Raw genomic sequence first — 26,082 nt, 5'->3', positions numbered from 1 at the left:
GCACGCGCACAGGGGGCGGGCAAAGCGGGAAATTGTACCCATACGGGTTTACATCGCTGCGTCACCCATTAGGGTGCCCGGCTTTGGCAACTCTCACCTGGACTGGAGATCCCATGACCGAGGTCAAGAACGGCGACACCGTGCGCATCCATTACACTGGCAAACTGACGGATGGCTCTGTCTTCGACAGCTCCGAAGGCCGGGATCCGCTGGAATTCACCGTTGGCGCAGGCCAGGTGATTGCCGGCATGGATGCAGGCCTCGAAGGCATGACCGCGGGTGAGAAGAAGACTCTCGAAATCCCCTGCGCCGAGGCCTACGGTCCGATCAATCCCGCTGCGCGCCAGGAAATCCCGCGCGAAGGCATTCCGGCGGACATTCCGCTGGACCTTGGCACCCAGCTGCAGATGCAAAGCCCCGAGGGCCAGGTGCTGCCGGTGACGGTGGTCGAGGTCAGCGACGGGACCGTGACGCTGGATGCCAACCATTTCCTGGCGGGCAAGGACCTGGTCTTCGACATCGAGCTGGTCTCGGTCAACTGAGGTGCCGGCTGCGGGCAAGGGGGCGCTCCCGCGCCCGCAGTCACCCGGCTTTGCCGGCCGACGATTGGCGGCCTTGGGCGTGGCACCGCGCGCGCGGTGCCACGCCCAACGGGAGCGGGCTTCGGCAGAAGCCCAGCGACGGGCGGGAGCGCACCGGGGCGGAGCCAGGCAGAACCGCTGCGGTATGCGGGCACAATCAGCAGCACATAAGAAAGGCGCCCGGTGAGGCGCCTTTTCTCTATGACCGCGTTGTCCGGATCCGGTTACAGGTGCTCCGGCTGCGGCATCCCCAGCACGTGGAAGCCGCCATCGACCCGGATGATCTCGCCGGTGGTGCAGGCGCCTGCGTCCGAGGCCAGGTAGACCGCGGTGCCGCCCACGGCCTCCAGCGTCGCGTTGTCGCGCAAGGGGGCGTTCTGGGCAGTGTGCTTGAAGGTCTTGCGGGCCCCGCCAATGGCGGCACCGGCCAGGGTCTTCATCGGGCCGGGCGAGATCGCGTTCACCCGGATGCCCTCGGGGCCCAGATCGTTGGCCAGGTAACGGGTTGCCGATTCCAGCGCCGCCTTTGCCACGCCCATGACGTTGTAGTTCGGAACCACCTGGTTGGAGCCCTGATAGGTGAGCGTCAGCAGGGTGCCGCCGTTTTCCTTCATCAGCGGGTAGGCGCGGCGCGCCACTTCGATGAAGGAATAGGCGGAGATATCCAGCGAATTCTTGAAATTCGCCCGGCTGGTATCCAGGAACCGCCCGGTCAGTTCCGACTTGTCCGAATAGGCAATCGCGTGCACCACAAAGTCGATTGCGGGCCAGCGCGCTGCCAGCTGCTCGAATGCCGTATCCAGCGAGGCGTCATCGGTCACATCCACGTCGACCATGAAGTCCGAACCGACGCTTTGGGCCAGCGGCTCCAGCCGCTTGCCGAAGGCTTCGCCCTGATAGGTAAAGGCCAGCTCGGCCCCGGCTTCCGCCATGGCCTTGGCAATGCCCCAGGCGATGGAGCGGTCATTGGCAACGCCCATGATCAGGCCGCGTTTGCCGGTCAGCAATCCCGCCATCGTCAGTTATTCCTTGTACTTGCTCAGAACCATCGAGCCATTGGTGCCGCCAAAGCCGAAGCTGTTGGTCATCACCGAATCGAGGCCGGCGTTTTCCACCAGATCGGTGGCAATCTCGCCCGGCAGGATGCCTTCGGCGAGGGTGTCGACATTGATCGACGGGGTGATGAAATCATTGTCCAGCATCAGCAGGCAGAAGATCGCCTCCAGCGCGCCGGCGGCGCCCTGGGCGTGGCCGGTCATCGATTTGGTCGAGGAGATTGGCGGCACCTTGCCTTCGCCGAAAACGCGGCGGGCAGCTTCGACTTCACCCACGTCGCCAACCGGGGTCGAGGTGCCATGCGCGTTGATGTAGTCGACTTTTCGTCCCTCGGGCAGGGTGGACAGCGCCAGGCGCATCGCCCGCTCGCCGCCTTCGCCGGAGGGCGCCACCATGTCGTGGCCGTCCGAGGTGGCCGCAAAGCCGGTCACTTCGGCGTAGATTTTCGCGCCGCGGGCCAGCGCATGCTCCAGATCCTCCAGCACCACGATGCCGCCGCCGCCCGAGATCACGAAGCCGTCGCGGTCCTGGTCAAAAGCGCGCGAGGCCCTTGCCGGGTCGTCGTTCTTTTTCGAGGACATCGCGCCCATCGCGTCGAACAGGCAGGACAGGGTCCAGTCCAGCTCCTCGCCGCCGCCGGCAAACATCACGTCCTGCTTGCCCATCATGATCTGCTCGGCAGCATTGCCGATGCAGTGCAGCGAGGTCGAGCAGGCCGAAGTGATCGAATAGTTGATGCCTTTGATCTTGAAGGCGGTCGCAAGGTTCGCGGAGATCGTCGAGGACATGCATTTCGGCACTGCAAAGGGACCGATGCGCTTGGTTGCGCCGGACTTCAGCACGGTCTGATGCGCCGCCAGCATGGCCGAAGTAGACGGGCCGCCGGAGCCTGCCACCAGACCGGTGCGCTCGTTCACCACCTGGTCTTCGCCGAGACCCGCATCGGCAATCGCCTGGCTCATGGCGATATGGGCATAGGCGGCGCCTGGGCCCATGAACCGCAGGGTGCGCTTGTCCACATGCTGGGCGGTATCGATTTTCAGCGTGCCGGCCACCTGGCTGCGGAAGCCGTGCTCGGCCATTTCCGGGCTGGCTACGATGCCGGATTTGCCGGCCTTGAGCGAGGCAAGAACCTCTTCGGCATTGTTCCCGATGGAGGAAACGATCCCCAAACCGGTGACGACGACGCGGCGCATATGCGTACTCCTGTTGCTGTGACTGACTTGTTCCGGAAAGCGGATCAGCTCTCGGACAGGGCCACTTTCATATCCTTGACCTGATAAATCACATCCCCGTCAGCCTCGACAATGCCATCGGCGACGCCCATGGTCAGGCGGCGGGTCTGCACCGCCTTGGTGAAGTTGACGCGGTAGGTGAGCATCTTGCGGTCCGGACGCACCATGCCGGTGAGCTTCACCTCGCCGACACCCAGCGCATAGCCGCGGCCCTGCCAGCCGCGCCAGCCCAGGTTGAAGCCGGTCAGCTGCCACAGGCCGTCCAGGCCCAGGCAGCCGGGCATGATCGGGTTGCCGGGGAAATGGCAGTCAAAGAACCACAGGTCCGGGGTGATATCGAATTCGGCGATCACATGGCCTTTGCCGTGCTCGCCGCCGTCACCGGAAATTTCGGTGATGCGATCCATCATCAGCATCGGCGGGGCCGGCAATTGCGCGTTGCCCGGTCCGAACAGCTCGCCCCGCGCGCATTTCAGCAATTCGTCCTTGTCAAAGCTGCTGGGGTAATCGGCCATTCGGGCATCTCTCCTGCCTAGGGTCTGGTCTATAGGTATATCTGGCCCCCTGTAGCACCCGGCCAAAGGGTCCTGCAAGGGGACCCGGCGTCACTTGCTGCGCTGAATGTGCCCCAGGCGCACAGGTAACGGACATTCAGCTGCGAATGAATTTCATTTGAAAACCCCCGGGTGTTGCTCCTATATATACGGTCAGCAACGCGAAGCAGGACCTGCTCATGACGCCAAACAGCGAAGATGCGGCCACACGCTGGCTGACAGAGGCCGGGCTGAGACCCACCCGGCAGCGGGTGGCGCTTGCCGAATTGCTGGTCGGCGACGGCAAACACCGCCATATCACCGCTGAAAGCCTCTTCGAGTCGGCCAAGAAAAATGGCGCTGCAGTATCGCTGGCCACCGTCTACAACACGCTGCGCGCCTTCTGCGATGCAGGCGTGCTGCAGGAGATCCCGCTGGACGGCTCCAAGAGCTATTTCGACACCAATACCCACGACCACCCGCATTTCTTCTGGGAGGACGAGGGCCGGGTCAGCGATGCCCCCGCCCAAGAACTGGTGATTCACAAACTGCCGGAAGCCCCCGAGGGGATGGAGATCGCCTCAGTCGATGTGGTGATCCGCCTGCGCAAGGTCTGACCGGCCGGCGCTCAGCGCGTCCCGCAGAATGCCATGCGCCAGGAACGCCGGAGAGGTCTCCGGCAATTGCGCATGCGCGGCGAGAATCACCGGCTCTTGCGCCGCCGGATCAGTGACACGCACGGAGCATAAGGGTTTGCCGTCATAGCTCATCCCGCCGGGCGGCAGGCTGTAGCTGATGCCCACACCCTCGCCATTGGCGGCCAGGCTGCGCAGCAGCTCCAGCGACTCCGCCCGGTGCGCAATCCGCGGCACCAGCCCCTGCGTTTTGAACAGCCCCAGCATATGCTGCACCGACATGCCTTCCTGCGAAAGGACCAGCGGATGCTCCGCCAGTTCTTCCAGAGTTATGCCGCTGCGCCCGGCCAGCCCATGCTCGGGCGGTATCAGCGCGTGCGGCGCAATCCGGTCGAGTTCGGCCCGGCCGAAACCGGCATCCAGCCCCAGGTCATAGGTGATGGCCAGATCCGCCGCGCCCTCGGTGAGCGCGGTGATCAGCGGTGCAAACCCGCAGGCGCGGTGGCTGACCTCCACCTCCGGAAGGGCTTCGCGCAGGGCTTTCAGGGCAGGGGCCAGCAGAAACGGTGCGAGATCCGAGAAACAGACCAGCACCAGTTTCTGCGCGGCACCTGTACTTTCCGGATTTTCCAGCCGCACCGCCTGATCCAGCAGCGCCTGAGCCCGATCCGCGAACCGGCGGCCCGCGGGGGTCAGCGCCAGCGCCGCGCCGCGGCGGCGCAGGAACAGCGCGTGCCCCAGACGCTCCTCGATCCGGCTGAGTGCGGCGGAGAGAGCAGGCTGGCTCACATGCACCGCCTCGGCTGCTGCCGACAGGCTGCCGTGGCGGGCCACGGCGCAGATGTATTCGTAATGGCGCAGGGTCAGATATAACATGAAGCGAAGGGTATCTTAGAAAGATATGATTTGAAACTATGTCTTAGCCGCGGCAGGAATGGCGCATCGGAATTGCATCATTCAGCAGCGGAGGCAGAAATGGTCCACCCCCTCATCACCCCGGAACATGTTGAGCAGTACCAGCGCGATGGTGTCGTCCTCATCCGCGGCCTGTTTTCGGATCAGGCCGAGCTGCTGCGTGCAGGCGTCGCCGCCAACATGGAGAACCCGGGGCCTTATGCCTCGAACAATGAAAAAGCCGGCCAGACCGGGAAGTTCTTTGATGATTACTGCAACTGGACCCTCATCCCCGAGTTCCAGCAGGCAATCGAACACTCGCCGGTGGCCGAAGTCGCCGCCGATCTGATGCAGTCCTCTTCGGTGCAATTGTTCCACGACCACGTTCTGGTCAAGGAACCGGGCACCTCGATGGCGACCCCCTGGCACCAGGACGGGCCCTATTATTTTGTCGAAGGGCAGCAGACCATCAGCTTCTGGTCGCCGCTGGATGAGGTGAAGGAGGCGACCCTGCGCTGCGTCGCCGGTTCGCACAAGTGGGAAAAAGAGGTGCTGCCCACCCGCTGGGTGTCGGAGGAAGGTTTCTTTGCCGACGAAGGCCAGTACATGCCGGTCCCCGATCCGGATGCCGAGGGCATGACGGTGCTGGAATACCCGATGCAGCCGGGCGATGCGGTCGCCTTCAACTACAAGACCCTGCACGGCGCCCGCGGCAACACCTCTGCCACCCGCCGCCGCGCCTTCTCGCTGCGGCTGGTGGGGGATGATGCGCGTTACGTGGAACGCCCGGGTCCGACCTCGCCGCCGTTTCCGGGGCATGGCATGCAGCCCGGCCAGCGCCTGCGCGAGGACTGGTTCCCGATCCTGCTGCAGCGGTAAAGGGGAGGGGGCCTTCACCCCCCCTTCCAGTATTTCCGGAAAGAGGACAGAACTGGCGGTCTACTGCTTCAGGTCGCGGCGGATGCCCATGTTTTCGGCGTTGGAGAAGGAGCAGGTCTTGCAGATGCCGAACTGCTTCAGGAACCCGCGTTTGCGGGCACGGGCGGCCTCGTCCGACCGGTAGGCAGCGAGAAAGCCGTCCTGCTCCACGTTGGGCAGCTGGATCACCTGGTCGTAGTCGATGCAGCACAGGCCGAGGTCGCCGTTCCAGAACACCACCGATTGGAACAGCGGCACCGTGCACATCGCGTGGCTGGTGTGGCGCGGATGCCGGCGCAGTTTCTTCTGGCGCGGCAGGAAATGGGCAAACTCGCGTTTCTGGTCGGCAGAGGTATAGGAGCCGATCGAAAAGGTCTTGAACCGCACCCGGTCAAAGCCCGCCTCGCGCGCCCAGGCCTCCATCTCGTCCATCTGCGGTTCGGAGTAGCTGGTCAGCAGCGTCTGCAGCACGGTCACCGGGGTCTTGGAACCCAGGTCCTTCTTGATGGTCAGGAATTCCTCGATGCTGGCCTTGACCTTGTCAAAGTCGGAATTGACCCGGTAGGTCTCCTGCGCCTCCTTGGAAAACCCGTCCATGCAGAGGTTCACCCGTGCGAGGCCGGAGCGGACCAGCCGTTCGCTCATCCCGGGTGTCAGCCGGGTTGCGTTGGTCGACAGATAGGTGTCGTGGCCATTGTCATGCGCGTAGGCGATGAAATCCGGCAGATCCTTGTGCAGGGTCGGCTCACCCGAGAAGCTGAAATAGATCGCGGGCTTTTCCGGCTGATCCTTGAAATCGTCGATGATCTTGCGGAACACCGCCGGCTTCATCATCCCGCGCTTGCGCTGCATGGCAAAGGTCACCGGACAGACCGGGCAGCGCAGGTTGCAGCTGTTGGTGGCGTCGATGATGATGATCTTGGGCGGACGGCGGAAAAACGACAGCGGCAGCAGCCGCGCCAGCAGATGCAGGGCCCGTTCATGCAGGGCGGGCGGCTTGGCGGGAAGGTCCGGCTGCGCGGTCTCCGGCGTCAGGTCCGGCGCGGGGGCGAGATCTTTCATGCGATGGCCTCCGAAAGATGCTTGTGGAAATTACCATAGCGGACAAGCAGTCGCAGACAACCGTTTGCCCCGTCACGGGTTGTGATCACTACGTGATGTGCCCGGGGCGTATTTCAAGCAGCGGGACGGAGGCCGTGCGCAATTTCCCTGTTTTTTCCATGCTTTCACACCCCGGCGGCCCTGCAGCGCAATGCCCGCCATGAACGGGCGCGGGCGGCAGGGGTTTCACAGCTATCGCGAGAAGCTCATCGGCAGGTTGAAGCTGAGCTGGCTGAGGCCGAGTTCCTTGGGCGCGGCAGGAAACTTGCCAGCCCGGAGGACGGCCTTCAGTGCCGCCTGATCAAGGGCGGCATTGCCGGAGGATCTGGCGATCCGGTGGCTCAGCAGCTGGCCCGACCGGGCAACGGTGAGACGCACCACGACCGTGCCCTTGCCGCTTGCGCCGGATGGATAACGCTTGCGGCGTTCGATGCGGGTGCGGATTTTGGCTCCCCAGATGGTCTGCAGCTTGGCCTGCTGCCCGGCCCGGGCCGTGGCAGCTGCCGCGTCGCCGGACTGCCCGGTCTGCGCCCCGCCGCCGGATCCGGCCGCACGCTGCTCGGCGCGCCCGGCGGTGGTCTGTTCGGCCTTGCGGGCCTGCTGCGGCTCGGGCTTCTGCGCCGGTTGCGGCTTGGGCCGGGGCTTGGCTGCGGGGGCGGGCTTGCGCTCTGGCGGCGGCGGGGGCGGCGGTGCGGTATCCGCCACCGGCGGCTCGGCGGGGGCAGGCTCGGCAAGCGCGATCTGCGCCGCCGCCTGCGGCGCCCGTGCGAGGTCGAACTGCGGCAGCTCCGGCGCGGCCGGCGCTTGCAGCGGCGGCGCCGGATCGGGCGCCAGCTGCGGCTGCGCCAGCAGCGGGCGCTCCCAGGCTTCCACCATCCGGGCAACGGTGGCATCGGCCGCCTGAACCGAGATCATTTCGCTGCCGCCGGCACCGCTGGAGTGCACGCCGGAGTCCGGTGCCGAGGCAAACAGCGCGACATGGATCAGCGCCGCGATCCCGGCAAAAAGGGTAAATTCCGCGGTCCGCTTCATGGCTGGCGCACCACCAGTTCGGCGCGGCTGAGCCCGGCTTCGGCCAGCTGGCGCAGAACGCGGGCCAGGGTGCCGGCCTCCAGCCCGGCATCGGCGCGCAGCTGCACCGCCGGGCTGTCTGCCCCGGCCGTGGCGAGCCGGGCGATGGCCGCGTCGCCTTCGGCGCCATCAAAGTGCAACCGGCCGCCAGCGCTGATGAACAGCACCGGGTCCGCTTCCGGTTCGCTTTCGGCGGACGCGTCCGGCGGGGTCACGTCGAACGGTTCCGGCTGCGACAGGCGCGAGGTCATCAGGAAGAAGATCAGCAGCAGGAACACCACATTGATCATCGGCACGATGGATTCCGCCCGGGGGCGGCGGGGCGGATCTGTCAGGTCCATGCGCATCTCCTCATTCCACCAGCACGAAATTGCTGTAGCCGGCCTGCTGCAGCAGGCCGGTCACATCGGTGATGCGCTGCAGGCTGGCGCCGTCGCGGCCGCGCAGCACCAGCATGTCGCCGGGGCTTTCCATCAGCGGCGCCAGCGCCTGGGTCAGATTGCTGTCCGCGACCGGAACGCCGTTGACGTCCAGGTTGCCCGTGCCGATGCCGATCAGCCGCGGCGGCCCGGTATAGGCGCCGCCCTGGCCCGCCAGCGGCAGCTGCAGCACCGCGTCCGAGCCAAAGCGCGAAGCCAGCATGAAGAACACCAGCAGCAGGAACACCACGTCGATCATCGGCGTCAGGCTCGGCTTGCGCCGGGGTTTCGGGGCTTGGGTGAACTGCATGGCTCTATTCTGCTGCCAGCTTCAGGGCCTGCGGCTGCCGGGCGACAAAGATGCGGGTGGCGCTGTCCTCGATGTCGCGGCGGATGCGGGTGATCACCGCCTCGAACCAGGTCAGCGCTGCCGAGGCGGGGATTGCCACCGCCATGCCGGCCGCAGTTGTCAGCAGGGCTTCCCAGATGCCCCCGGCCAGCAGCGCGGGATCGGCCCTGGATCCTGCCGCCTGCAGCGCCTGGAAGGCGGAGATCATGCCCAGCACGGTGCCCAGCAGGCCCAACAGCGGCGCGATGGTGGCAATCAGCTCCAGCGCGCCAAGCCCGGCGCCGGCACTGGCCAGATGCAGCTTGGCGACCCGCGCGGTCTCTTCGCGGGCGCGGTCCTCGGGCAGAGCGGCCGCTGCCGTCAAGGCGGCGGCGGCAACCTTGGAGCGGATTCCGATGCGGCCCTTGACGATGGCCAGCGCCGCCTCTGTTTCGCCGCGCTCATAGGCGGCCACGGCCTGTCCGGCCTTGCCGCGCGACCAGGCGCCGATCAGGGCCAGCCGCCAGATCTTCCACAGGATCAGCGTGAGCGTTATCACCGACAGCGCCGCAATCGCCCAGATCGACGGGCCGCCGTCGCGCAGGAACTTCAGCGCCTTGGCGGATGCGCCGCGCGCAGCCTGCGCGAGGTCCTTCGGCGCCGCAGGTCCGGCGGCGGCAACCGGAGCCGGCTGGCCTTCCAGCGCGGCGGCGGGGGCTCCGGTGTTTTCCGGCGCTGCCGGAACGGGGGGCGCGGCAGGCAGCACGGGCAGGGCGCTGTCAGGCGCATCCTGCGCAATTTCCGGCACCGGTGCGGCAGGGGCATCCTGTGCGGCCGCCCAGGACGCCACGAGCAGAAGGGCAGCAAGCGCTGCGGACATACGAGAGATCATGACATGCTCCAATAGGCTGCGATGTAACTGTTTGCAGGTTCGGCCCGGGCCGCCTTGACCGCCTGGCGGACGCGCTGGGCCTCCGCCTTTTCGCCGCCGAACCACAGGAAGCGGCCGGGATGGCGTTCGCGCTCGGCCACAGCGCGCGCGGCAAGGCTGCCGCCGTCCTCGCGGCGGATCCAGGTGACTTCGACCCCTTCGGGCGCCGCAACCGGATAGCCGCAATCCGCGCCGCCGGCGGCCATCAGAGTGGCCTTGCCGCGGCTGCCGGCGGGCAGGCTCTGCAGGATGCGGGCGGCGGCGGGCAGGGCGGTCTCATCGGCGCAGATCAGCAGGCGCGAGGCCCGGGGGATGCCACCGCCGCCGGGGCCGGCTATGGCCAGCTGATCGCCAGCCGCAGCCTGCCGGGCCCATTCGGCCGCGCGGCCGCCGTCGTGCAGGAAGATATCGAACTCCATCTGTGCGCTCTCATGGCAGATCCAGCGGGTTGTATAGACCGGCCGGTGCAGCGCCTTGTCCCCCTTGGGCCACTGCGCCGCGCCATTGCTGCCCAGCTTCGGCCATTCCGGTTCGGCGCAGCCGGGCGGCGGCAGCAGCAGCCGGAAATGAATGGCATCCTCCCGGAACCCCGACAAATCGCCGCCCTGCACCCGGACCCGCAGAAAACAGCGGCCCACCGGAGTGACCGAGCGGACGGTGGTGAAATGCACGTTCGGCGGCAAGCTTCCGGCGGCACTGGCGCCGGACCATTGCAGGGCCCCGGCCGCTCCCGGCTGCAGCGTCTTCAGATGCTCCGCCAGCCCTTCCTGCAGCATGAAGAGGCGGTCCGGCAGCGCCGCCGCCACGCCGGCCTCAGCCGCGCTGCCGTGGGCGGCCATCCGGTAATGCCCGAAACCGGGCACCTCGACCGTGACACGCTCAGGGCTGTCTTCGACCACCGGCAGCCCATGCTCCTGTGCCTGCTGCAGCAGCATCCGGCGCAGCGCGGCGGGGGACATACCCGGCAGAAGGGCGCGGGATTCCAGCGGAAAGACCGGGGGGGGCGTCATGGAAAACCTCGTTCACAGGGGGATGACATGCGGGTTGCCATGCACCGGGTCGGTGATGATCTGGCAGGCAAGCCCGAAGACCGATTGCATCACCGCCTCGGTGACAACCTCTTCGGGCGCGCCCTGGCAATGGACGCGGCCGTCCTTGAGCGCGATCACATGGCTGGCAAAGCGGGCGGCCAGGTTGATGTCGTGCAGCACCATCGCCACCGTGCGGCCGGTCTCCCGGTTCAGTTTCTGCACCAGCTTCAGCAGTTCGATCTGATGCGGCAGGTCCAGATAGGTGGTCGGCTCATCCAGCAGCAGGATCCCGGTGTCCTGCGCCAGGGCCATGGCGATCCAGGCGCGCTGGCGCTGGCCGCCGGACAGGCTGTCCAGCGGCCGCCCGGCCAGCGCGGTCATGCCGGTCAGTTCCAGCGCCTGCGCCACCGCGGCGGCATCCTGTCGCGACCACTGCCGCAGCGCCGACTGGTAGGGGGTGCGGCCGCGCGCCGCGAGGTCGCCCACCGTCAGGCCTTCGGGCGCAGAGGGGGACTGCGGCAGGATCGCCAGCCGCTGCGCCACCGAGCGGCTGCGCTGGCTGTGGATCGCCTTGCCGTCCAGCACCGCCTGGCCGCTGCCGGCGCGCTGCAGCCGCGCCAGTGTCCGCAGCAGGGTGGACTTGCCGCAGCCGTTGGGTCCGGCGATCACGGTCAGGGCGCCATCCGGTATCGCGGCGCTGAGCCGGTCCAGAACCGGGGTGCGGCCGTAGGCGACCGAGAGGTCCTCGGCGCGCAGGCGGGCGGTTGCGGGCATCACAGGGCTCCTTTGCGGACATGGGCGATCAGCAGCCACAGCAGCAGCGGCGCGCCGATCAGTGCGGTAAAGACGCCGGCGGGCAGCTGCACCGCGGGGACCGCGCGCGCGGCACAGTCGGCCAGCAGGGTGATCAGCGCGCCGCAGGCCGCGGCGCCCAGCAGCGCGGGCCTGCCGCCGGGGATCAGGCGGCGGGCAATCGGGCCCGCGGCAAAGGCCACGAAGGGCAGCGGCCCGGCGGTGCTGACGGCAAGCGCTGCCAGCAGGATACCGGTTGCGGTCACCGCCAGCCGCAGGCGCGCCAGCGGCAGGCCAAGGCCGGTGGCGATGCCGTCGTCCATCGCCAGCCGGGCCAGCGGGAAATGCAGCCACAGCACCACCGGCGCCAGTACCGCCAGTCCGCTCCAGACCAGCGCCGCGTCCCGCCAGGTGCGGGCATTCAGAGACCCGGCCAGCCACTGCGCCATGTCGGCAGCACTCAGCACGTCCATCCGGCTCATCAGCAGATCGGCGGCGGCGGCCAGCGCCAGGCTGGCGCCGACACCGGTCAGGATCAGCCGCTCCGGCGGCAGCCCGTCTTTCCAGGCCAGCAGGGTGACGGCAGCCGCGGTCAGCAGCGCACCGGCGATGGCGCCGGGCAGCACCATGCCGCCGGTCAGCATCATCGCGCACAGCGCGCCGCAGCTGGCGCCGGCATTGAAGCCGATCACATCGGGGGCCGCCAGCGGATTGCGCATCATCACCTGGAACATCGCACCCGACAGTCCGAATGCGGCGCCCGCCCCCAGCGCGGCCAGGATGCGCGGCAGCCGCAGATCCAGCACGATCAGCCGGTGCAATCCGCCGCCTTTGCCCAGCAGCGCATCCAGAATCCCGGCCAGGCTCAAGGGGTAGCTGCCCAGCAGCAGCGCCAGCCCCGCCGCAGCCGCCAGCACGGCGGCCGCCGCCAGCCCGGCCAGCAGGCTGTGCCGGGAGATCTGCAGCGACAGGCCGGAAATCCGCAGGGTCCAGGTCATAGGCTTCGCACTCCGTTGCGGCGCACCAGCCAGATCAGCACCGGCCCGCCGATCAGCGCGGTCATCACACCGGCCTGCATGGTGCCCCCGAACAGCGGCAGACGGCCCAGCAACTCGGCTGCGGTCAGCAGCTGGGCGCCGAACACGGCGGAAAACAGCATCACCCGGCGCATGTCGGGACCGGCCGTCCAGCGGGCCAGATGCGGCACGATCAGCCCGGCAAAGGCAATCGGCCCCGCCATCGCAACACTGGCGCCGCACAGCAGCACGATGGCGGCGCCGGCGGCGAGGCGCGCCAGACCGGTGCGCACGCCCAGCCCCGTTGCGCTGTCCTCGCCCAGCAGCAGCGCGTTGAGACCGGGCGCCGCCAGTGCGGCCAGCCCGGCGCCCGCGGCCAGAAACGGCGCCAGCGCGGCCAGGGTCGCAGGCACGATGCCGTCAAACCCGCCCAGCACCCAGAACCGGTAGACCTCCAGCGTCTGGCGGCTGACCAGCAGCAGGCCGCGGGTCAGCGCCAGGAACAGGGCGCTGACGGCTGCACCGGCCAGCACCAGCCGCAGCGTCCCGGCCCGGCTGCCGCCGCCCAGCAGAAACACCAGAACCGACGACGCCAGGGCGCCGCCAAGCGCCATCCAGACAAACTCCGCCGGGTCGGTGATGCCCAGAACCAGCACGCACAGGGCCACCCCCAGCGCCGCGCCGCCGTTGATGCCGAGCAGGCCGGGGTCCGCCAGCGGGTTGCGCGTCAGCCCCTGCATCAGCGCTCCGGCCAGCCCCAGCGCCGCCCCGGCCAGCAGCGCCCCGCCCAGCCGCGGCAGGCGCATGTGCCGGACCACGATGTGATCGGCATTCCCCGCATCAAACGCCGTCAGCGCCGTCCAGACCGCGCTCCAGCCGACCGGCCGCACCCCCAGGCGCAGGGCCGCAGCGCAGAGGGCGGCCAGGCCCAGCACTGCTGCGGCCAGCCAAAGGCGGCGCAGCCCGGCCCGGGTCAGGGCAGGGGGCGGGGCAAGGCTGGTGCAATCCGTCATCTCAGAAGCCCTCCGGCAGCAGGCCTGCCTCTGCCATGCCGGGCACCGGCGTGGCCGGATCGCCGTCCATCGCGGCCTCCAGAAGCGGCACCAGCCGGTCCAGCGCATATTCCAGGCTCAGCGGGCTGGAGTGCGACAGCGCGCCCGCCAGCAAAAGATCGGCGTGGATCTCGCGGCCTTCGCGGTAGGCGCGCATGGTGCTGCGCAGCGGCATCCGCGCCAGCCGCGCCGCAGAGCCGCCGGAATCGAGCCAGATCAGCACATCGGTGTCGATGGCTGATGGGTCCTCGTCCGGAATCAGCACATGGGTTCTGGTCACCGGCCCGGGCCCGTTGATCGCCTCGGGCACCCGGAACCCCAGCGATTCCAGCAGCTGGCTGCGGATGTCTCGGCTGGTATAGGCGGCGGTATGGCCGGCCCAGGCCAGCGCAACGCTCGCGCCCTGCCATTCGGGATGCGCGGCGCGGACGGCTGCTATCCGGCCTTCGATCCGGGTGATGATGTCCTCGGCGCGGACTGAGGTGCCGGTGGCGGTGCCGAGGGTGCGCAGCATGGCCTGCCAGGGCGTTCCGTAATCGCCGAACTCCGCCCGCGGCGCGATGGTCGGCGCAATGCGCGACAGCAGCGCATAGTCGCGCCCGGTCATGCCCGACCACTGGCCGATGATCAGGTCCGGTTTCAGCGCGGCGATCTGTTCGGCATCCAGCTCGCCCTGCATCACCACGGGCCGGGCCTGTCCCAGCGCGTCATGCCCCCAGGGCCAGACGCCGGACGGCTCGCCGCCGTACCATTTGCGCAGCGCAATGGGCGTCAGCCCCAGCGCCAGCAGGAAATCATGCCCGATGAAGCTGACCGAAACGATGCGCTCCGGCCGGTCCGGCACCGTGGCAGTGCCGTAGCGGTGCTGCAGTTCAACCGGGAAGGTCTCGGCCGCGGCCGCGGGCAGGGCGGCGGGCGGCAGCAGCAGCGCCGCGGCCGTCACAGCCCGCAGCATCCCAGCGCACCGGCCTGTCCGCGGCCGCGTTTCCTTCGGCAGCATGTGCCCGAGCATTCCCATATCTCTCCAGCCGATAGCTTCAGGAGGGCCTGAAGGCCGTGCATTTGCGGATATGGCTGGACAGGCGGCGCTAGCGGGGCCGCTCATGTCTTGCTAGGCGATGCGCCCCGCGGGCGCGCCGGAACGCCTAGAAAACCTTAGTTGTTTTGTCAAGAAATTTGTGCCCGGTGCCGGTGCCGGCGTCGTTGCGTGTCCGCAGCGCGGCGGACGGCGCAGACGGCACCCGCGCTTGCCATGATGCCATCGCGGACCGCGCTGCCTGCGCTGCCATCCCGCGCCGGAAGAAGGCCGCGCCACGGAAGGCTGTCACCGCTGGTGCGGCCGCAGGAAACGAAGTTCTGCGCACCGCGAAATACCCCGGCCGCGCATTATGGCGGCGATGCAGCGGGGGCCGCTTCTCCGCCCGCGCCTTGCGATCCTGCCGGCCATTGCGCCAGCGCTTTTGGGTTGTTTCCGGCTCATAGTCCGCTCCTCAGTGGCAAGGATGAGCCGGAAACACTCTCTATTTTCAAATTGCTCTACTTGGACCCATAGGCGCTGACGTCAGGCAGAGTGCAGGGATGACTCTGCCTGCATCCACTGGACCGACCAAGAGGCCCATTATCCGCCGGCGGGCGCGCGTACCGACTTCAGTGCCGATTGCACCAGCGGGTCCAATCCGGTTTCACCCGTTGCCGCATAGCCGATCAACTGGCTGCGCATCCGCGGTTCCCAGAAATCGTTGATGTGAGCAGCCACGTTTTCGGCCTGGCCGCCGCCGGGCTGGGTTTTGAAGAAGGTGGCAATCTGGTTGGCCATCACCACCATTTTCTCAGGCGACATGTTTCTCTCCGTCATTGATCCGTTCAGGGCAGGAATAAAGGTCAAAGCCGCCGCCGCGGGCAAAGGCGGCCAGCGTGACGCCTGCGCCCTGGGCCAGACGCAGGGCGTGGGCGGTCGGGGCCGAGACGGCAATCAGGCTGCGGGCGCCGGCCATCACGGTTTTCTGCACCATTTCGACCGAAACCCGGCTGGTCAGCACCACGGCGCCGGACGCCGGGTCCATACCGGCGCGGGCAAGCGCCCCGATCAGCTTGTCCAGCGCATTGTGGCGCCCGACATCCTCCCGCGCCAGGACAATGCCCTGTCCCGGCAGCAGGAATCCCGCCGCATGGGTGGCATGGGTCTGGTCGTGCAGCGGCTGGTGGCCGCGCAGCGCATCCGCCGCCCGGGCAACTTCGGCGGCCGTGAATGCCGGACCGCCCGCAGGCAGAACCGGCAGCGGGCGCAGCGCCTGTTCCAGACTGTCAATGCCGCAGAGCCCGCAGCCCACCGGCCCCATCATCGTCCGGCGCCGCGCCTTCAGCGCCGCGGCGCGCTCCGGCGGCAGCCAGAAGCGGGCCTCGATGCCGCCGCCGTGCTCGGCGGTTTCGAACTCCTCGATCTCGCCCAGATGCCGCACATAGCCCTCGCTGAGAGCGAAGCCCACGGCGAAATCCTCGATATCCTGAGGCGTCGCCATCATCACGCCCTGGGTGCTGCCTTCGAATACCATGGCAACCGGCAGCTCTTCAGGCAGGTTGCGCCGCACCGGGCGCTGCCCATCGCTGCGGATGGACAGGCCGGACAGGCTGTGGCTGGAGCAGAGCGCCACCATGCTATTCCGCCGCCGGCAGGATACGGCGCGACCGCTGGGCCTGGGCCGTGTAGTCCTCCTGCCAGCCGGTGGGGCCGTTCGACAGGCTCACCTGCACGGCGGTCACCTTGTATTCGGGGCAATTGGTGGCCCAGTCCGAGAAGTCGGTGGTGATCACATTGGCCTGCGTGTCCGGGTGGTGGAAGGTGGTGTAGACCACGCCCGGGCTCACCCGGTCGGTCAGTTCGGCCTGCAGGGTGGTTTCCCCCGAACGCGAGACCAGCTTGATCCAGTCGCCCTGTTTCACCCCGCGCACCTCGGCGTCATGGGGGTGGACCTCCAGCACGTCCTGATCATGCCACACCACGTTTTCGGTGCGCCGGGTCTGGGCGCCCACGTTGTACTGGCTGAGAATGCGGCCGGTGGTCAGCAGCAGCGGGAAGCGCGGACCGGATTTTTCATCCGTCGCCACATATTCGGTGACGATGAACCGCCCCTTGCCGCGCACGAAGCCGTCCACATGCATCAGCGGCGTGCCCTCGGGATGTGCTTCGTTGCAGGGCCACTGGATTGAGCCCTTCTCCTCCAGCAGCGCGTAATCGACTCCGGCGAAGGAGGGCGTGGTCGCCGCGATTTCCGCCATGATCTGCGACGGGTGGGTGTAGGTCCAGCCTGCCCCCATGGCGTTGGCCAGCAGCTGTGTCACCTCCCAGTCGGCATAACCGTTCATGGGCGCCATCACCTTGCGCACGCGGTTGATGCGGCGCTCGGCGTTGGTAAAGGTGCCGTCCTTTTCCAGAAACGTCGAGCCGGGCAGGAACACATGCGCGTAGTTGGCGGTCTCGTTCAGGAACAGGTCGTGCACGATGACGCATTCCATCGCCGCAAGCCCCGCCGCCACATGCTTGGTGTCCGGGTCCGATTGCAGAATGTCCTCGCCCTGGCAGTACAGCCCCTTGAAGCTGCCCGCGACGGCCGCATCCAGCATGTTGGGAATGCGCAGCCCCGGTTCCGGGTCGATTTCGACGCCCCAGGCTTCCTCGAATACAGCGCGCACCTCGGGACCTTTGACATGGCGGTAGCCCGGCAGTTCGTGCGGGAACGAGCCCATGTCGCAGGAGCCCTGCACGTTGTTCTGGCCGCGCAGCGGGTTCACGCCCACGCCCTTGCGGCCAATGTTGCCGGTCAGCATCGCAAGGTTGGCGATGCCCATCACCGTGGTCGACCCCTGGCTGTGCTCGGTCACGCCGAGGCCATAGTAGATCGCGCCATTGCCTCCGGTCGCAAACAGGCGCGCGGCCGCGCGCAGCTCCGCCGCAGGCACACCGGTCAGCAGCTCGGTCGCCTCCGGGCTGTGGCGCGGATCGGAGACGAACTCGGCATAGACCTGGAACTCGTCCCAATCGCAGCGGGTGCGGATGAACTCCTCGTCCATCAGCCCCTCTGTCACGATCACATGCGCCAGCGCGGTCACCACGGCGACATTGGTGCCGGGACGCAGGGCCAGATGATGGGCGGCCTGGATATGCGGCGATTTCACCAGATTGGTGCGGCGCGGGTCAATCACGATCAGCTCGGCACCGGCCCGCAGCCGCTTCTTCAGGCGGCTGGCAAAGACCGGGTGGCCGTCGGTCGGGTTGGCGCCGATCACGATCACCACATCCGTATGCTCGACCGAGTCGAAATCCTGGGTGCCGGCCGACGTGCCGAAGGTCTGGCCGAGGCCATAGCCGGTGGGGGAGTGGCAGACCCGGGCGCAGGTGTCGGTGTTGTTGTTGCCAAACACCCCGCGGGCCAGTTTCTGCACCAGGAAGGTTTCCTCGTTGGTGCAGCGGCTGGAGGTGATCACGCCGATCGACTTCTTGCCGTACTTTTCCTGCAGCCCGCGCATCCGGCTGGCGGCGAAGCCCAGCGCTTCCTCCCACGAGACCTCGCGCCACGGATCATCGATGCTGTCGCGGATCATCGGGTTCAGGATGCGGTCCTTGTGCTTGGCGTAGCCGTAAGCGAAGCGTCCCTTGACGCAGGAGTGGCCGCGGTTTGCCTTGCCGTGCTTGTAGGGCACCATCCGGACCAGCTCGTCGCCGTTCAGCTCCGCCTTGAAGGAGCAGCCGACGCCGCAATAGGCGCAGGTGGTGATGACGGAGCGTTCCGGCGTGCCCAGCTCGATCACCGATTTTTCCTGCAGGGTCGCGGTCGGGCAGGCCTGCACGCAGGCGCCGCAGCTGACGCAGTCGGAGGACAGGAAATCATCTGCCGCGGTGCCGGCGCTGACCCGGCTGTCAAATCCGCGCCCCGCGATGGTCAGAGCAAAGGTGCCCTGCACCTCCTCGCAGGCCCGCACGCAACGGTTGCAGACGATGCATTTCGAGGGGTCGTAGGTGAAATAGGGGTTGCTGTCGTCCTTGGGCACATACTGCGGATTGGCTTCGCCGTTCTGCCGCGCCTCGAAATGGTTCGACATGCCCCCGCCCGCCGGTGCCTTATACCGCACATCGCGCAGGCCCGTGACGCCGGCCATGTCCTGAAGCTCGCAATCGCCGTTGGCGGCGCAGGTCAGGCAATCAAGCGGGTGGTCGGAGATATATAGCTCCATCACCCCCTTGCGGATCTTCTTCACCTTCTCCGACTGGGTCCGCACGACCATGCCCGGCGCCACAGGCGTGGTGCAGGACGCAGGCGTGCCGCGGCGGCCTTCGATCTCGACCACGCAGAGGCGGCAGGACCCGAAGGCCTCCAGGCTGTCGGTGGCGCACAGCTTGGGGATCTGGAAGCCTGCCTCTGCGGCGGCACGCATGACCGAGGTGCCCTCCGGCACGGTGATGTCAAAACCGTCGATGGTCAGGGAGACCGGGGCGCCTTCGCGCGCCGGCGTGCCCATGTCGCGGTCATCGTCCCAGGGGATAATCAGGTCTTTCATTCTGCGGCCTCCTTTGCGGTGGCGAAATCATCGGGGAAATGGGTAAGCGCGGACATCACCGGATACGGGGTGAAGCCGCCCAGGGCGCACAGCGAGCCGTCCGTCATCGTCTCGCACAGGTCGGTCAGCAGCGGGATGGCGCCGGGGTCGCCCGCGGCGATACGGTCGATGGTTTCCACGCCGCGCACCGCGCCGATCCGGCAGGGGGTGCATTTGCCGCAGCTCTCGACGGCGCAGAACTCCATGGCAAACCGTGCCATCCGCAGCATGTCGGCACTGTCGTCGAACACCACGATGCCGGCATGGCCGATCAGCCCGCCTGCGCCGTCGAACTCCTCATAGCCAAAGGGGGTGTCGAATTTACCGCAGGGCATATAGGCGCCGAGCGGCCCGCCGACCTGCACCGCCTTGACCGCCCGGCCCGAGGCGGTGCCGCCCGCGATGTCCATCACCAGGTCGCCCAAGGGCATGCCGAAGGCTGTCTCGAACAGCCCGCCGTATTTCACGTTGCCGGCGATCTGCACCGGAATGGTGCCGCGCGACCGGCCCAGGCCGAAGTCCGCGTAGTGCTGCGCGCCTTTCTCAAAGATCACCGGCACGGTGGCCAGGCTGATCACATTGTTGACGACCGTGGGCTTGCCCAGAAAGCCCTCCAGCGCCGGCAGCGGCGGCTTGGCGCGGACCACGCCGCGCTTGCCCTCCAGACTGTTCAGCAGCGAGGTTTCCTCGCCGCAGACGTAGGCGCCGGCGCCGGTGCGGATTTCCATGTCAAACGCCCGGCCCGAGCCTAAAACATCGTCACCCAGCACGCCATTGGCGCGGGCAATGCGAACGGCCTCCTGCATCACCCTGATGGCATCCGGGTATTCCGACCGCAGGTAGACATAGCCCTTGGTCGCGCCCGTGCCGAGACCGGCAATTGCCATCCCCTCGATCAGGCAGAAGGGGTCGCCCTCCATGATCATGCGGTCGGCAAAAGTGCCGCTGTCGCCCTCGTCGGCGTTGCAGACGATGTATTTCTGGTCCGCTTCGGCCTGCAGCACCGTGTTCCACTTGATCCCGGTCGGGAAGCCTGCGCCGCCGCGGCCGCGCAGACCGGATCGGGTGACCTCTTCAACAATCTCCGCACCGTTCATCGCGGCGGCCCGGCGCAGCCCTGCCAGGCCGCCGTGTATCTGGTAATCGTCCATGCTCAGCGGATCGGTCACGCCGCAGCGGGCAAAGGTCAGCCGGGTCTGGCGCGCGAAAAACGGGATCTCCTCGACGTTGCCCAGCCCGGCCAGCGTGCCGTCCAGCATCGCCGGCACATCGGCGGCAGTGACCGCGCCGAAACCCTCGCGGCCCGCGCCCCTGTCGATCTCGACCAGCGGCTCCAGCCACAGCATGCCGCGGCTGCCGTTGCGGATCAATTCGATCTGCAGTCCGCGCTTGCCGGCTTCGGCGGTGATCGCTGCGGCCACTTCTTCGGCGCCCAGCGCCTTGGCGGCGCTGTCCATGGGAACGTAGATCTTCATGCCCCGGCCTCCGCCAGCAGGGCCGCCATCCGGGCCTCATCCACGCGGCCCAGCACCGTGCCGTCCACCATCGCAGCCGGGCCGCAGGCGCACAGGCCCAGGCAATAGACCGGCTCAATGGTGACCGCGCCATTTCTGGTTGTGCCGTGCCACTCGACGCCCAGCCGCGCGAGTGTGGCCTCCGCCAGGGCATTGGCGCCCACCGCCTGGCAGGCTTCGGCGCGGCAGATCCTGACCACGTGACGGCCCGCGGGCACCTCGCGGAAGTCATGATAAAAGCTGATTACGCCGTGCACTTCGGCACGGGAAATGTTCAGGGCATCCGCGATCAGCGGCGTTGCCGCCTGCGGGATGTGGCCGTAAACCTCCTGCAAGGCATGAAGCATGGGCAGCAATGCCCCCTCCAGGTGCAGATGGTCCGAGATGATTGCGCGCATGTCCGTTTCGGACGGCGCTGGCGTTTCTGATTGCATAGCTGGCCTCCGGCAATTTGCCCGAGAAAAACCAGAGCGTGTATAGTCAGATCAATAACGCGGTTTCGTTGCGCGATAGGCGGTTTCTATCACCGGGTCTCCGACATCCGCCGCGCCTCTGCCAGAAGAGCCTTCAAAACAGGGGTATGAGGCTCCCGGTAGGGGGCGACCAGACCAACTGTATGGACGGATTCAACAGCCGTCATCGGCACGATTTCCAGCGGCTTTCCGACCGCAAGAGAGCGTGCCATGTCGGCCGGCAGCACGGTCAGCCAGCCGCCATCCTCTACATTGGCGGTCAGAACGATGGTCGAATTCGATTCGATCCAGGCCTCCGGGCTGACGCCCGAGTCGCGGAAATTCTTGTTGATGATCCGCCGGTTCTGCATGTCCGGCGTCAGCAGGCACAGCTTCTGCCCGTCCAGTTCCGCCCAGCCGACCGTTTCCCGGCCCGCAAAGGGAGAGTCGCGGTGGCACACCAGCATGTAATGCTCCTGGTACAGCGGCTCGCTGCTGACTTTGCCCATGGGTTCATTGTCGAGATAGGAAATCCCTGCATCAACGGAAAAATTCTCGATCATCGACAGGATCTCGGCCGAGGTGCGGGAGAGGATCGTGAACCGTACCTTCGGGTGTTTCTCGCTGAACCGGGCTGTCAGCCTGGCCGCCCAGGTCAGCGCTGTCGGGATTACCGCGATGCGCAGCTGGCCGGTCAGGCCATGCCGCGTGAAGCGCATTTCCTCTTTCAGCTGCCGGGTGTCTCCCACGATTTTCCTTGCCCAGATCAGCGCGCTTTGCCCTTCCGGCGTCAGCCCGCCGTACCGTGAGCCTCGGAAGATCATCTGCACGCCAAGCTGGTTCTCCAGCTGTTTGATGCCCGCCGACAGTGTTGGTTGGGTAATGCCGAGTGCTGCCGCCGCGCGACCGAAATGCTCTTCCCTGGCGACCGCGATGAACATCTCCAGTTTATCGAGCATGATGGAAATATCCTATTGAAGTTGAATGTATTGATGTGATTAGCGCAATGATTGCAGGCTGACAGCACTGGATTCCGGCTTGCCCGGCTGCTTTTGCGGCAGATGGTTGGTTTGGGCGGCCTCAACCTGCCGGAACACGAAGGTGTGCCGGTGAGGGCGTTCGAGGCCGCAATGCCCGCGCGGACGCCCGCCCCGGGCCGGAGAACCAGTCCCGCTCCATAGTCTTTCAGGAAATGAACGCGATTGAGCTTCCCGGCCGCAAACCCCGCCTGAACGAGGTGCCGCGGATGACTGCACAGCCGTCGAAGCGGCCTTGGGTGAAACCGGTTATTGGCTTGCCCGTGGTGATCGGCGCGGATTCGGCGGGTCTGCCGGTCCGCCACCGCCATAAAGCGCGGCCGAGGGCTTTACCGAACCCGCGCTGGCATTTCTGGCAAGGTATTGGACAATATCTGAAAAAAGATATTTGATCCTGCGGCGGGCGTGCTGAAACGGGCCTTTGCAGAGCCGCTTCGGCATTTCAGGCTTGAGGGGTGCGGATCCGCATGTACCACCCTTCTTTCAAGGTGATAGCGGCGTTTTCTTCCCGGATGTGAAGATTTGGTGGAGCCTAGCGGGATCGAACCGCTGACCTCCTGCATGCCATGCAGGCGCTCTCCCAGCTGAGCTAAGGCCCCAAACCTGTCCGCTTTTCCGTGTCCGTTCCGTTTCCGTTGCGGCCCGTCTTGCGGTGTGAGCGTCGTTTACGGGACGGCGGCGCGGGCTGCAAGCGGAAAATGCGCCGGGTTCCAAAATTTTTCCAGCGCTCGCCGGAGAGCGGTCCGGGGAAGGCCAGGCGCTTCCCCGAACGGCTTGAATGGCCTCAGGAATCGTCCTCAGGCGACGACATGTCGGCGATGTCGTCCAGCGAGACGTTGTCATCGTCATCGTCGTCATCCAGGACGTCATCGCCCAGGTCCACGTCGACGGTGTCGTCATCGTCCAGAACCACCTCGTCGGTGTCCAGGTTCTTTTTGGCCTTCAGGGTGGCGGCGTCTTCGGCATCCGCTTCGATCATCCGGGTCTTGCCGGTGTCCAGCTCGACAGCCTCGCCCGTGTAGGGGCTGACGATCGGGTCCTTGTTCAGGTCATAAAAGCGCTTGCCAGTGGTGGGGCAAACGCGCTTTACACCCCATTCTTCCTTGGGCATGTGGATCCCCTTGATTTACTGGTGAGTCGTATCGACGATTCCGGTGCCTTGCCATATGAGGGGGGCACTGTCAAAGCCTTTGCCGGAAAGGGGCGCGCGCATGGCCGAACATCACCTGCCGGGGAACCCGCCGGTGCCGCTGACCCTGCGCCGCTCTGCCCGCGCGCGGCGGATCAGCCTGCGGATCTCCTCGCTCGACGGGCGGGTGACGCTGACCCTGCCCAAAAGCCTGCCCGAGCGCACCGCGCTGGAGTTCGCCGAGGAGAAGGCAGACTGGATCCGGGCGCATCTCGACAAGCACCCGCAGGCGGTCGAGGCGGATTTCGGCGCGGTGCTGCCGGTGGACGGCCAGAACCGGGTGGTGGAGCGCTGCGCGGGACGGCGGGTCCAGCTGGATGCCGGCCGGATCGCGGTGCCGGGGGACAACCCGTCCCGCCTGCTGCAGCGCTACCTCAAGGAACTGGCGCGCAACCGGCTGGCCGAGGCGTCGGATTTCTACGCCGCGCGGCTGGGCCGAGGCTACAGCCGCCTGACCCTGCGCGACACCCGCTCGCGCTGGGGCTCCTGCACCGCGGACGGCGGGCTGATGTATTCCTGGCGGCTGATCCTGGCGCCGCCCGCGGTGTTGCGCTATGTCGCCGCCCACGAGGTGGCGCATCTGCAGGAAATGAACCACTCGCCTGCCTTCTGGGCGGTGGTGGAACGGCTCTACGGCCGCTACGAGGCGCCCCGCGGCTGGCTGCGGGAAAACGGCGCCAGCCTGCACCGCTACCGGTTCGGCGAATGAAATCAGCGCTTTGCCGATGCGGGCGGGCGGGCTAAGCTCCGGGCAGTTTCCGTTTCCAGTTCCCCGGTTCCCGAGGCCCGCCCGTGCCAGACAAACCGCAAAGACGCCTTGCCGCCATCTTCGTGCTGGATGTCTCCGGCTTCAGCCGCCTGATGGCCGAGGACGAGGCCGGGACGCTGAACCAGGTGCTGGCCCAGCAGCAGAGCCTGATCGCGCCTTCGGTCCGCAGCCACGAGGGCCGCATCGTCAAGCTGATGGGAGACGGGGTGCTGGCCATCTTCCCCAGCGTGATCTCGGCGGTGGAGGCGGCGGCGGAAATCCAGGCCGGTGCCGCCCGCAACCGCCATCTGCGGCTCAGGATCGGCATCAACCTGGGCGAGGTGCTGATTGCCCGCGGCGATGTCTACGGCGACGAGGTCAATATCGCCGCCCGGCTGGAGGCGCTGGCGCCGGTCGGCGGGGTGGCGCTGTCGGCTGCGGCCTACGCGCAGGTACGCGGCCGTATCCCTTACGGTTTCGAGGATCTGGGTTTGCATGAGGTCAAGAGCCTGCCCGAACCGGTGCAGGTCTATGCGCTGGGGGAGGAGCTGACGTCGCTGCCGGGTCTGCGGAAGGCGGAAGCAGCGGCGCAGACCCGGACCGCGCCGCCGCCGCCGCCACCGCGCAAACGGGCCGGCGGCGTTGCCTGGGCGGCTGCGGCAGCGTGCCTTGTCCTGGCGGCGGCAGGCGGTGTCTGGTGGGCAGCCGGCCTGCCGGGGCTGCGGGACCAGGGGCAGGCCGCCGGTCAAGCCTTGCAGGCCCGGCCGCTGGTTGCGGTGCTGCCCTTTACCGCCGCGGCGGAGCCGCAGGAACTGGCCCGGGCCCTGTCCGGCGAAGTCATCCGCGCGCTGGCTGCAGCCCCCGGTCTGGCGGTGGTGGCCGCGGACAGCAGCCTCGCGGCGGCCGGATTGCCGCCGGAACAGGCGGCGGCGCTGCTGGGCACGCAGAACCTGATCAGCGGTGTCATGGCCGGCGCGCCGCTGCAGGGAGTCCGGCTGCAGATCCGCAGTGTTTCCGGGCAGGCAGCCCTGCCGGCCCGTCCGCAGGCAAGCCTGCCCGCCCTGACCGCGGCGGCCGCGTCGGATATCCTCACTTATTTCAACCAGCCGGTGCCGGACAGCCCTGCGGAACCGGTCCCGGATCAGGCATTGATTGAGCTTCTGTCTGCCCGCAGCAAGCTGGCCGCCGGGCAGCGGGCCGAGGCCGGCCGGGCGGTGAGCCAGGCGCTGCTGCTGGCCCCGGGGCTGACAGAGGCGGAAGCGCTGCAGGCCGAGATTGAGCTGGATCTTCTGACCGGGCCGCTTGCCGGCCTGCCGCAGCGCGCCGCCAGGGCTGCCCGGCAGCTGGAGGGCCGCCCGGAGACGCCGGGCACCCTGCGCATCCGCGCCATCGCGGCGCAATTCGGCGGCGCGCCGGAGACGGCTCTGAAGTATGCCCAGGTTCTTGAGCAGTCGTATCCCAACGACGCCGATGGCCATCTGCTGCGGGCCTGGCTGCTGCAGCTGGCGGGGCAGCGCGAGGCCGCGGAGCGCGCCTTTGCTGCCGCGGTACGGCTCAATCCGGTGCCGCCTGCGATCTATCATACGCTGCGGGCGGAAATGCTGTTTGCCGCCGGTCAGGAGGAGGCCGCCATTGCCTCTGCGGGCGCGGCTCTGGAGCTTGAACCCGGTGCCCGGCTGGCCCAGGCGGTGCGCTGCGCGGGGCTGGCCACGCTGGGCCGGTTTGACGAGGCTGGAAAGGCCTGCGCGCAGCTGCAGGCGGAGGGGCTGACGCTGGACCAGGCGGCTGCTGCCTTCCCGTATGGCACCGAAGGCGGGGCCGGGCGGCGGCTGCGCACCGGTCTCAGCCTGGCGGGGCTGCCGGGGCGCCCGTGACCCGCGGCCCCGGCGCCGCGGCTTGTGATCACACGCGCGGATCTGTCTGCTTGACGGCGGCGCATTTTGTGATCACTTGAAGG

Annotated in this window: 27 protein-coding genes and 1 tRNA gene; 6 read left to right on the top strand and 22 right to left on the bottom strand. The window is 67.4% G+C overall.

Annotated features, from left to right (window positions below):
• The first annotated feature begins 113 nt into the window (after positions 1 to 113).
• Complete coding sequence (locus OKQ63_RS17005; RefSeq protein ID WP_264211218.1) at positions 114 to 542, top strand: FKBP-type peptidyl-prolyl cis-trans isomerase; 429 nt, start codon at positions 114 to 116, stop codon at positions 540 to 542.
• Positions 543 to 805: 263 nt separating this feature from the next.
• Here OKQ63_RS17005 and OKQ63_RS17000 read toward each other — a convergent pair whose 3' ends face one another.
• Genes OKQ63_RS17000 through fabA form a run of 3 tightly spaced genes read right to left on the bottom strand, consistent with a single transcriptional unit; the run spans position 806 to position 3,387 of the window.
• Positions 806 to 1,597 (bottom strand): enoyl-ACP reductase FabI, encoded by a 792-nt coding sequence (locus OKQ63_RS17000; protein WP_264211217.1) that lies wholly within the window; start codon positions 1,595 to 1,597, stop codon positions 806 to 808.
• Between the two features lie 6 nt (positions 1,598 to 1,603).
• Positions 1,604 to 2,833, bottom strand: coding sequence for a beta-ketoacyl-ACP synthase I (fabB, locus tag OKQ63_RS16995; protein WP_264211216.1), 1,230 nt, complete (start codon positions 2,831 to 2,833; stop codon positions 1,604 to 1,606).
• 44 nt (positions 2,834 to 2,877) lie between these two features.
• Positions 2,878 to 3,387 carry a bifunctional 3-hydroxydecanoyl-ACP dehydratase/trans-2-decenoyl-ACP isomerase gene (gene fabA / locus OKQ63_RS16990; protein WP_264211215.1) on the bottom strand — a complete coding sequence of 170 codons (510 nt, stop codon included), beginning with the start codon at positions 3,385 to 3,387 and terminating at the stop codon, positions 2,878 to 2,880.
• A 218-nt stretch (positions 3,388 to 3,605) separates the two neighbouring features.
• Here fabA and irrA point away from each other — a divergent pair, with 218 nt between their 5' ends.
• Positions 3,606 to 4,022 (top strand): iron response transcriptional regulator IrrA, encoded by a 417-nt coding sequence (gene irrA / locus OKQ63_RS16985; protein WP_264211214.1) that lies wholly within the window; start codon positions 3,606 to 3,608, stop codon positions 4,020 to 4,022.
• Here irrA and OKQ63_RS16980 read toward each other — a convergent pair.
• On the bottom strand, positions 3,987 to 4,916 hold the full coding sequence (locus tag OKQ63_RS16980) for a LysR family transcriptional regulator (protein WP_264211213.1): 930 nt from the start codon (positions 4,914 to 4,916) through the stop codon (positions 3,987 to 3,989). The genes irrA and OKQ63_RS16980 overlap by 36 nt on opposite strands.
• A 99-nt stretch (positions 4,917 to 5,015) precedes the next feature.
• On the opposite strand from OKQ63_RS16980, the gene OKQ63_RS16975 reads away from it, so the two are divergent.
• On the top strand, positions 5,016 to 5,813 hold the full coding sequence (locus OKQ63_RS16975) for a phytanoyl-CoA dioxygenase family protein (protein WP_264211212.1): 798 nt from the start codon (positions 5,016 to 5,018) through the stop codon (positions 5,811 to 5,813).
• 60 nt (positions 5,814 to 5,873) lie between these two features.
• Here the strand turns inward: OKQ63_RS16975 and OKQ63_RS16970 are convergent, their stop codons facing one another.
• The 16 genes from OKQ63_RS16970 to OKQ63_RS16890 all read right to left on the bottom strand — a co-directional run bounded on the left by OKQ63_RS16970 (position 5,874) and on the right by OKQ63_RS16890 (position 22,110).
• The gene (locus tag OKQ63_RS16970) at positions 5,874 to 6,914 is read right to left on the bottom strand and encodes a radical SAM protein (RefSeq protein ID WP_264211211.1); all 1,041 of its coding nucleotides are present in this window, start codon (positions 6,912 to 6,914) and stop codon (positions 5,874 to 5,876) included.
• Between the two features lie 231 nt (positions 6,915 to 7,145).
• Positions 7,146 to 7,985, bottom strand: coding sequence for a cell envelope integrity protein TolA (gene tolA / locus OKQ63_RS16965; RefSeq protein WP_264211210.1), 840 nt, complete (start codon positions 7,983 to 7,985; stop codon positions 7,146 to 7,148).
• Entirely contained in the window at positions 7,982 to 8,365 is a 384-nt protein-coding gene (locus OKQ63_RS16960) for an ExbD/TolR family protein (RefSeq protein ID WP_264211209.1), read from the bottom strand. The genes tolA and OKQ63_RS16960 overlap by 4 nt, the downstream gene beginning before the upstream one ends.
• A gap of 10 nt (positions 8,366 to 8,375) precedes the next feature.
• The gene (locus OKQ63_RS16955; protein WP_264211208.1) at positions 8,376 to 8,753 is read right to left on the bottom strand and encodes an ExbD/TolR family protein; all 378 of its coding nucleotides are present in this window, start codon (positions 8,751 to 8,753) and stop codon (positions 8,376 to 8,378) included.
• A 4-nt stretch (positions 8,754 to 8,757) separates the two neighbouring features.
• Entirely contained in the window at positions 8,758 to 9,663 is a 906-nt protein-coding gene (locus tag OKQ63_RS16950; RefSeq protein ID WP_264211207.1) for a MotA/TolQ/ExbB proton channel family protein, read from the bottom strand.
• Complete coding sequence (locus OKQ63_RS16945) at positions 9,660 to 10,712, bottom strand: siderophore-interacting protein (protein WP_264211206.1); 1,053 nt, start codon at positions 10,710 to 10,712, stop codon at positions 9,660 to 9,662. The genes OKQ63_RS16950 and OKQ63_RS16945 overlap by 4 nt, the downstream gene beginning before the upstream one ends.
• A 12-nt stretch (positions 10,713 to 10,724) precedes the next feature.
• On the bottom strand, positions 10,725 to 11,507 hold the full coding sequence (locus OKQ63_RS16940; RefSeq protein ID WP_264211205.1) for an ABC transporter ATP-binding protein: 783 nt from the start codon (positions 11,505 to 11,507) through the stop codon (positions 10,725 to 10,727).
• Positions 11,507 to 12,523 carry a FecCD family ABC transporter permease gene (locus OKQ63_RS16935; protein WP_264211204.1) on the bottom strand — a complete coding sequence of 339 codons (1,017 nt, stop codon included), beginning with the start codon at positions 12,521 to 12,523 and terminating at the stop codon, positions 11,507 to 11,509. The genes OKQ63_RS16940 and OKQ63_RS16935 overlap by 1 nt, the downstream gene beginning before the upstream one ends.
• Positions 12,520 to 13,554 carry a FecCD family ABC transporter permease gene (locus OKQ63_RS16930; protein ID WP_264211203.1) on the bottom strand — a complete coding sequence of 345 codons (1,035 nt, stop codon included), beginning with the start codon at positions 13,552 to 13,554 and terminating at the stop codon, positions 12,520 to 12,522. The genes OKQ63_RS16935 and OKQ63_RS16930 overlap by 4 nt, the downstream gene beginning before the upstream one ends.
• A 1-nt stretch (position 13,555) precedes the next feature.
• Complete coding sequence (locus tag OKQ63_RS16925) at positions 13,556 to 14,548, bottom strand: ABC transporter substrate-binding protein (protein ID WP_264211202.1); 993 nt, start codon at positions 14,546 to 14,548, stop codon at positions 13,556 to 13,558.
• Between the two features lie 663 nt (positions 14,549 to 15,211).
• Entirely contained in the window at positions 15,212 to 15,433 is a 222-nt protein-coding gene (locus tag OKQ63_RS16915; protein WP_264211201.1) for a formate dehydrogenase subunit delta, read from the bottom strand.
• Positions 15,423 to 16,247, bottom strand: a complete 825-nt coding sequence (fdhD, locus tag OKQ63_RS16910; RefSeq protein WP_264211200.1) for a formate dehydrogenase accessory sulfurtransferase FdhD — start codon at positions 16,245 to 16,247, stop codon at positions 15,423 to 15,425. The genes OKQ63_RS16915 and fdhD overlap by 11 nt, the downstream gene beginning before the upstream one ends.
• A gap of 1 nt (position 16,248) precedes the next feature.
• Entirely contained in the window at positions 16,249 to 19,146 is a 2,898-nt protein-coding gene (gene fdhF / locus OKQ63_RS16905; RefSeq protein WP_264211199.1) for a formate dehydrogenase subunit alpha, read from the bottom strand.
• Positions 19,143 to 20,660: a formate dehydrogenase beta subunit gene (locus tag OKQ63_RS16900; RefSeq protein ID WP_264211198.1), complete on the bottom strand. Its 1,518-nt coding sequence runs from the start codon at positions 20,658 to 20,660 to the stop codon at positions 19,143 to 19,145. The genes fdhF and OKQ63_RS16900 overlap by 4 nt, the downstream gene beginning before the upstream one ends.
• A complete protein-coding gene (locus tag OKQ63_RS16895) occupies positions 20,657 to 21,097 on the bottom strand; it encodes a formate dehydrogenase subunit gamma (protein WP_264211197.1) in 441 nt (146 codons plus the stop codon). The genes OKQ63_RS16900 and OKQ63_RS16895 overlap by 4 nt, the downstream gene beginning before the upstream one ends.
• A gap of 125 nt (positions 21,098 to 21,222) precedes the next feature.
• Positions 21,223 to 22,110 carry a LysR family transcriptional regulator gene (locus OKQ63_RS16890; protein WP_264211196.1) on the bottom strand — a complete coding sequence of 296 codons (888 nt, stop codon included), beginning with the start codon at positions 22,108 to 22,110 and terminating at the stop codon, positions 21,223 to 21,225.
• Between the two features lie 233 nt (positions 22,111 to 22,343).
• Here OKQ63_RS16890 and OKQ63_RS16885 point away from each other — a divergent pair, with 233 nt between their 5' ends.
• Complete coding sequence (locus OKQ63_RS16885; protein WP_264211195.1) at positions 22,344 to 22,580, top strand: hypothetical protein; 237 nt, start codon at positions 22,344 to 22,346, stop codon at positions 22,578 to 22,580.
• A 131-nt stretch (positions 22,581 to 22,711) separates the two neighbouring features.
• Here the strand turns inward: OKQ63_RS16885 and OKQ63_RS16880 are convergent.
• Both OKQ63_RS16880 and OKQ63_RS16875 read right to left on the bottom strand, forming a co-directional pair.
• Positions 22,712 to 22,787: transfer RNA gene (locus tag OKQ63_RS16880), tRNA-Ala, on the bottom strand.
• Positions 22,788 to 22,972: 185 nt separating this feature from the next.
• The gene (locus OKQ63_RS16875; protein ID WP_264211194.1) at positions 22,973 to 23,299 is read right to left on the bottom strand and encodes a TIGR02300 family protein; all 327 of its coding nucleotides are present in this window, start codon (positions 23,297 to 23,299) and stop codon (positions 22,973 to 22,975) included.
• A gap of 100 nt (positions 23,300 to 23,399) precedes the next feature.
• Between OKQ63_RS16875 and OKQ63_RS16870 the strand changes: the two genes are divergently transcribed.
• Positions 23,400 to 24,086: a M48 family metallopeptidase gene (locus OKQ63_RS16870; RefSeq protein WP_264211193.1), complete on the top strand. Its 687-nt coding sequence runs from the start codon at positions 23,400 to 23,402 to the stop codon at positions 24,084 to 24,086.
• A gap of 83 nt (positions 24,087 to 24,169) precedes the next feature.
• Positions 24,170 to 25,999: an adenylate/guanylate cyclase domain-containing protein gene (locus tag OKQ63_RS16865; protein WP_264211192.1), complete on the top strand. Its 1,830-nt coding sequence runs from the start codon at positions 24,170 to 24,172 to the stop codon at positions 25,997 to 25,999.
• Positions 26,000 to 26,082 lie beyond the last annotated feature (83 nt).

The sequence above is a fragment of the Leisingera thetidis genome (assembly GCF_025857195.1).
In the GTDB taxonomy this organism is placed as follows: domain Bacteria; phylum Pseudomonadota; class Alphaproteobacteria; order Rhodobacterales; family Rhodobacteraceae; genus Leisingera; species Leisingera thetidis.
The sequence above is the reverse complement of the archived record's forward strand: the minus strand, read 5'-3'. Positions and strand labels throughout refer to the sequence as shown.